Annotated in this window: 3 protein-coding genes and 1 pseudogene; 3 read left to right on the top strand and 1 reads right to left on the bottom strand. The window is 45.9% G+C overall.

Going from position 1 to position 6703, the window contains the following annotated elements; translation table 11 throughout:
* Positions 1-37: 37 nt before the first annotated feature.
* A pseudogene (locus tag QUA58_RS31655) lies at positions 38-436 on the bottom strand (transposase); the annotation flags it as partial.
* A gap of 1640 nt (positions 437-2076) precedes the next feature.
* Between QUA58_RS31655 and QUA58_RS25505 the strand changes: the two are divergent.
* The 3 genes from QUA58_RS25505 (at position 2077) to QUA58_RS25495 (ending at position 6656) form a co-directional block, all read left to right on the top strand.
* The gene (locus tag QUA58_RS25505; RefSeq protein ID WP_333396699.1) at positions 2077-4083 is read left to right on the top strand and encodes a GspE/PulE family protein; all 2007 of its coding nucleotides are present in this window, start codon (positions 2077-2079) and stop codon (positions 4081-4083) included.
* A 253-nt stretch (positions 4084-4336) separates the two neighbouring features.
* Positions 4337-5434, top strand: a complete 1098-nt coding sequence (locus QUA58_RS25500; RefSeq protein ID WP_333255636.1) for a type IV pilus twitching motility protein PilT — start codon at positions 4337-4339, stop codon at positions 5432-5434.
* A 94-nt stretch (positions 5435-5528) separates the two neighbouring features.
* Positions 5529-6656 (top strand): type II secretion system F family protein, encoded by a 1128-nt coding sequence (locus tag QUA58_RS25495; RefSeq protein ID WP_333255638.1) that lies wholly within the window; start codon positions 5529-5531, stop codon positions 6654-6656.
* Positions 6657-6703 lie beyond the last annotated feature (47 nt).

Genomic DNA, 6703 nt, shown 5'->3' with positions numbered 1-6703 from the left:
AATTGCAGGAATTTACAATTATGACCTGTATTTATCATTACAACAGGCGAGTACTTGATATTTTCGCAGGAGGTCTAGTGTATGCTAATTCTCCTGATTCAGGTAAATTAGTGACAAACCTAAATTCAGTTCGTGTTTCTAAATCTGAAAAAGTCACTAATCTTACTTGAACTTTTCGTTTGTCACTCCACACTTCATAAGTTCCATTCTCCTTCATGTTGATAGTATAATTATTCTTAATTCGTAGTACAAAATATTGATTTTTTTGTTTCATTAATGCTTGAACGCGTTCAGAGCTAGAAAAGCCTCTATCCATTACAGCGACTCCATTTTGAGGTATGGCTGCTATAGTTTCATCTCCATGCTCACTGTCATGACCTTGGCCAAAATGAATGTGTACTCCATCAATTATTCCCCGTTCATTGTCCGTTCCAGCAAATAATTTTACTTAATGGTATTCCTGTTGCCATAGTAATTTACTTGTCAAGGTAACTATCGTTGAATCTAAAGGGAATAAGCTGAGACAATTTTTGTTAATTAATTGACGTTTTATATCGGCTTGTAATCTTTCAAATATTTTTACAAAAACATCAATATCTCTATGCTTACTAGCCTTGGAAAAAGTTGATATGTCTAGGGAAATATCTCGACTGTTTAAACGGGAAAATAGGGAACGCATAGTATCCAGACTTTGGTCAAAACTAAACCCTAGCCAGCAGGAGACAAATGTGAAGCTATCTAAAACTGGATAATCATCATCATCGTAAATGGGCGAGATACCGTTTGACAATTTTGGGGAAGTTAGAAAATAGCATTTCAGTTGATTATTAATATTTTATAACTCTGCAATTATACATTTTTGGGCCAATTTTAGCAATCTTTTCCTATCATTCAACACTTCTGGGTGTAACCATTTGATTGAATAATCATTAAATATCCATTCTTATTAAGAAACCCTGAAAGCTTTTATTTTCGTACCTCTTGAGAATTAAGCTGTTAATTTAGCGAATGCTTGAATTCTAGAATTCCTTCTGTGACTACGTTTCAGATACCTGAATCCTTACGCTATACCTTTCTTTAGGTATCTTAACATAGTTTTGTTTTTTTTCGCCGACCTACTTAGTGACTTAAAGTTATCATCGGTGAGGCTGTTTTAGTTGCAATTTGATACTGGCATTTATTACCATTTGCTGAGTTTTCAAAGTCGGAAAAAAAAGGAATTTGTATTTAGTGAGTAAGTAGTTATCTGTGTGCTTGTGTAACTTAGATACTAGGTTGTTAATCTTGACGCGAATAGGGGCTGTGGTTTTACTGATTCTATAACGCCTAAGTTTCTTGAATTCTCGAATTTTGGCCAGTCAAATGATAGACATTAGGTGATCGGGCGGAGGTGATCATCTGTAAATTAGATTAATATCTAATTGGCTGCTTTCCAACATTTCTGATCCGTTAAGCTTACGTCACAAAGGTTCAGACACCCAAGAAGAATTAAAGTAATATTTACTGATCCCAAACTAGAGTTGCTCAAAATTTGCATTGGGGACTGATGCAGCCGACGATCGGGCAGTGACCGATCGCAGATAATTAATCAAAATATATTTCAAAAGGGCGATCGAGGCTTTCGTAAAAGCTATCATCACAGAACATAGGTCATCTTTAATTTAGTACAGCTAACTGCGTCACCACGGGCGCTGTAATTTGAGCAAACAATTTGGGAAAATAGAATTAGCCTGGGAAGGGGACACACCCCGCCCCGCTTTTCTCTCCCGGCACGGGGAATCCCCAAGTGATTTGCCCTGACGCTATAACGAGAGTATCCCGCAAGTTAATCAGGTAAGTAAGCAACTTAGCACTCAACGAACAAGATTTGATTGCAAGCACCGGCAAATCCCTCCAACATATCGTCAATGTGTGGACGAAGCTTAGAGGGGACAGCGAGCTTACACTGGAGAGATAGGGATTGAGCAAGAAAATGATAGCTGATCCATAAGCAAAGAATACGGGGGTTAAAACCCCGCGTTGGTTTTCCTCTCAGCACTCTGTGTGACTGAGTTTCCCACCTATTGAGTGTTTTTTATGACTAGCACATCCCCGCCTCGCTCCACATCCCTAGTTTCTGTGAGCCAATTTCCTCCGGCTCTCACCAAGATGATTCAGTCGGGTTACGTCAACGGCGAGCAAGTGAAGCAAGCTCAAATTGAAAGCCAGAAGTCGGGCAAGCGTTTGACGGAGGTATTAGAAGCACTTACCGGGCAGCCGTTACCCCCAGAATTGCTGCGACTTTACAAGAAGCAGCAGATGTTTGAACGGAAGATAGTCTACGGCGTTGAAGCATTTGACCCGGAGATGAGCGAAATGTCTAACGAGCAACTCGGAATTATGCTCGACGCGTTGAAGATTTCGATCGACATTTGTCACCAAGGTCGGTTTTTACCCGTAGCGAAGACTGAAACTGAGCCTGCGGCGGTTTTAGTGGCAATGGTAGATCCCGATAACCTCAACGCCATAGAAGATTTGCGGCGGATTTTACAGCCTCATGGCTTGGCTTTGCAGCGACGGGTGATTACACCAGACGACTACCAGGACATTACTTCTGCCTATCAAGACGACCAAGTTAAGAGGGAAGCTAAAAAAGCTGAAATCGAAAAACAGAGAAAGATGGACTTAGGGGAGGGAGATTTTGGCGAGCTCTCCCTAGAAGAGGAGAGTAGCGACCAAGAAGACCTCGCTAACACCTTGGACGATGCGGAGGCTGCTCCCGTAATTAAGGCCGTCAATATCATTTTGGCTAAAGCTTTGTCGGAAAAGGTGTCTGACATCCACGTAGAACCTCAAGAAGAGTTCATGCGGATACGGATGCGGAAAGACGGGGTGCTGCAAGAGTATTTCCGGTTTCCCAAGCAGGTAGTCGCATCGATTACGGCTCGTTTCAAGATTATTGCCAACCTGGATATTGCCGAACGCCGACAAGCTCAAGACGGCCGCATCCGCCGGGTGTTTGAGGGACGCACGGTGGATTTCCGGGTGAACAGCTTGCCTTCCCGGTACGGCGAAAAAATCGTGCTGCGGATTTTGGACAGTTCCAGCACTCAGTTGGGTTTGGGTTTGTTAATCTCCGACGAAGAAACTCTGGCCTTAGTGCGAGAAAGTGCTAGCCGTCCGTTCGGACTGATTTTGGTGACGGGGCCGACGGGTTCGGGCAAGTCAACTACTCTGTACTCGATTCTGGCGGAACGGAACGATCCGGGGGTTAATATCAGTACGGCCGAAGACCCGATCGAATATGCTTTGCCAGGAATTACCCAATGTCAAGTAATTCGGGAAAAAGACTTGACTTTTTCCAACATTCTGCGGGCATTTTTGCGGCAAGACCCTGACGTGATGCTGGTTGGAGAAACGCGGGACAGGGAAACAGCAAAAACTGCTCTGGAAGCTGCTTTGACGGGACACTTGGTGCTGACGACGCTGCACACCAACGACGCAGCCGGGGCAGTCGCGCGTTTGGCCGAAATGGGGGTAGAACCGTTCATGGTTTCAGCCGCTCTGTTGGGCGTGTTGGCTCAGCGTCTGATGCGGCGCGTTTGCGACAAATGCTGCATTCCTTACCAGCCTACTGCCGCAGAACTCGGCAAGTACGGTCTATCGGCTTCTCAAGAAATTGATCTAACTGTTTACAAAGCCAACACTGTACCGGTGGAGGAAAGGAAAGAACTCGCAGAACGCGAGCAACTTTGTCGGAAGTGCGGCGGGCTAGGCTACAAAGGACGGGTAGGGGTTTACGAGTACCTGAAAAATACTGAGCGGCTTCAAACTCTGATTACTCAAGGAGCTCCCACAGAGCAAATTAAGGAAGCAGCAGTAGAAGAAGGGATGAAAACTTTGTTGGCTTACAGCTTGCAGTTGGTGCGGGAAGGCGCGACTACCTTTGAAGAAGTCGAGCGGGTGACGTTTACAGACTCGGGCCTGGAGGCGGAAATGAAAGCCAAACGCAAGCAGGGGCTTACCTGCAAAAGTTGTCGGGCCGAATTGAAGCCGGAGATGCTGGATTGTCCGTACTGCTTGACACCACGCTTTTTGGATTGATTCAGCAGTTAACTGTCAACCCTTCTCTAAGCAAGCGGGCAAGCTGTCAACTGTCAACCCTTCTCTAAGCAAGCGGGCAAGCTGTCAACTGTCAACCCTTCTCTAAGCAAGCGGGCAAGCGGGCAAGCTGTCAACTGTCAACTGTCAACTGTCAACTGTCAACTGTCAACAGTCAACTGTCAACTGTCAACTGTTGACTGTTAACTGAGCTAGATTGGTCAATAACTATCAATTTGATCGAGGAGAGGTATCTATGGGTCTGATGATTGAAGACGTACTGGAGTCCCTGGTAGAGCAAGGGGGTTCGGACATACACATCCAAGCGGGCGCGCCTATATTCTTCCGAGTCAGCGGTAAACTAACTCCTCAGACGCAATACGGCGACATTCTGTCGGCTGAGGAAGTGCAGATCCTGATTTTCCAAATGCTCAACAATATGCAGCGCAAGCAGTTGGAAATGGAGTGGGAACTCGACTGCGCTTACGGCGTTCGGGGATTGGCTCGGTTCCGCGTTAATGTCTACCGGGAGCGGGGTGCTTGGGCTGCTTGTATGCGGGCTCTGGCTTCTAAGATTCCTAATGCAGATGCTTTAGGCGTGCCGCAGATTTTGCGGGATCTGACGGAAAGACCCAGGGGTATGTTGTTGGTGACGGGGCAAACAGGTTCCGGGAAAACTACTACGATGGCGGCTTTGTTGGATCTGGTCAACCGGACGCGGGCGGAACACATTCTAACAGTTGAAGATCCGATCGAATATGTGTTTCCTAATATCAAGAGTTTGTTTCACCAGCGCCAAAAGGGCGAAGATACTAAGAGCTTTGCTAATGCGCTGAAAGCTGCTTTGCGCGAAGATCCTGATGTAATTCTGGTGGGGGAAATGCGGGACTTGGAAACGATCGGTCTGGCAATTTCGGCTGCAGAAACGGGTCACATGGTGATGGGAACGCTGCACACTAATTCGGCGGGTGCAACGGTCGATCGGATTTTGGACGTGTTCCCGCCAATTCAACAACCCCAGGTTCGCGCCCAGGTATCTAACTCTCTGGTGGGAATTTGCAGCCAAAATTTGGTAGTGAAAGTTGGGGGCGGCCGCTGCTGCGCTATGGAAATCATGGTAAATACTCCAGCTATGGCTAACTTGATCCGGGAGGGCAAAACTCCCATGATTTACTCGCAAATCCAAATGGGAGCAAAATTGGGCATGAGGACGATGGAAATGGCCCTCGCTGAACTTTACAAGAGCGGTAAAGTCACTTGGGAATCGGCAATGGCCAAGGCTTCTAAGGCTGACGAACTCGAACGCTTGATCGGCCCGGCACCTGTTGGTGGCGCCAAGGTAGGAGCTCATTAATTCAGTCTGCAGTCATTAGTCAGAAGTCAGCAGGCTGAATTAATGACTGATGACTGATCAGTCATAACTTTTAATAAATTTTCAGAGGTGAGCTGTGGCTACCAACGTTATCCGCCAAAAACCGAAAGGTGGCTTTGATTTCAGTAAGATTCAGGAGCAAATCGAGTATAACCTTACCAGTCTTACTGTTAAGGATATGGCTATTTTTGCTCGTCAGTTTGCGGCTATGTTTAATGCAGGGGTGGCGATCGTGAGATGCCTTTCCGTGCTGCACGAGCAGTGTTCTAATGCTAAGTTGAAGCGAGCACTCAGGAGCATGAATGCTGACGTGCAGGAGGGGATAAACTTGGCAGAGGCGATGGCTAAGTTTCCTGATGTTTTTGACCAACTGTTTATCAGTATGGTGGCGGCGGGAGAAGTCGGGGGGGTGCTAGATGAAACCCTAGACCGTCTGGCGCTGATGATGGAAAAAAATCACAAGACGGAGGCTGAAATTAATTCGGCAATGTCTTATCCGAAGACAGTGTTTTCCATCGCGATCGTGATTTTTTTCGCAATGACTATATTCTTGCTGCCAACTTTCGCTAAAATCTTTAAGGATATTGGTGCAGATTTGCCTGCTTTTACGCTGTTTATGCTGGCAATTAGTGCGTTTTGTACAGCTTGGCCTCCCATCCAACAAATAACAGTTATTGGGGTGATTATTGCGCTCAAATTTGCCTTTGATATGTACTACAAAACTCCAATCGGCCACTTGCAAATTGATCGGATTGCGATGAAGTTGCCGATTTTTGGAGATTTGATTGAAAAATCGGCTGTGGCTCGGTTTTGCGTGATATTTGGGTCGCTGACGCGATCGGGCGTGCCGATTCTCAGTTCTTTGGAAATTGTGCGAGATGTGGCAGGTAATCAGGCGATATCGAATGCGATCGAATATGCGAGACAGGAAATTCAAAGCGGCGGCATGATCAGTATTGCTTTGCAAGAACAAGCTGTTTTTCCGTCTTTGGCCATTCAAATGATGGCAATTGGTGAGGAGACAGGGGAACTTGACAAGATGCTGATGAAAGTTGGCGCTTTCTACGAAACGGAAGTGGAAGAAGCAGTAAAAGGACTTACCAGTATGCTAGAACCTCTGATGATTGTGGTCGTCGGTGGTATCGTAGGTTCGATTTTGCTGTCGATGTATCTGCCGATGTTCGCAGTGTTCCAGAAGCTGTAAAAAAGGGCTAATTAGTTATTAGTTATTAGTTAGTAGCAATTAACGCA

The organism is Microcoleus sp. N9_A1 (assembly GCF_036701795.1).
Lineage (GTDB): Bacteria > Cyanobacteriota > Cyanobacteriia > Cyanobacteriales > Microcoleaceae > Microcoleus.
Note: the sequence above shows the minus strand (reverse complement) of the source record. Positions and strands in the feature narration are given on the sequence as shown.

What these genes read in the sequence shown, in the direction of transcription:
- QUA58_RS25505 (WP_333396699.1), top strand. Translation starts at nt 2,077, where the DNA reads ATGACTAGCACATCCCCGCCTCGCTCCACATCCCTAGTTTCTGTGAGC.
- QUA58_RS25500 (WP_333255636.1), top strand. Translation starts at nt 4,337, where the DNA reads ATGGGTCTGATGATTGAAGACGTACTGGAGTCCCTGGTAGAGCAAGGG.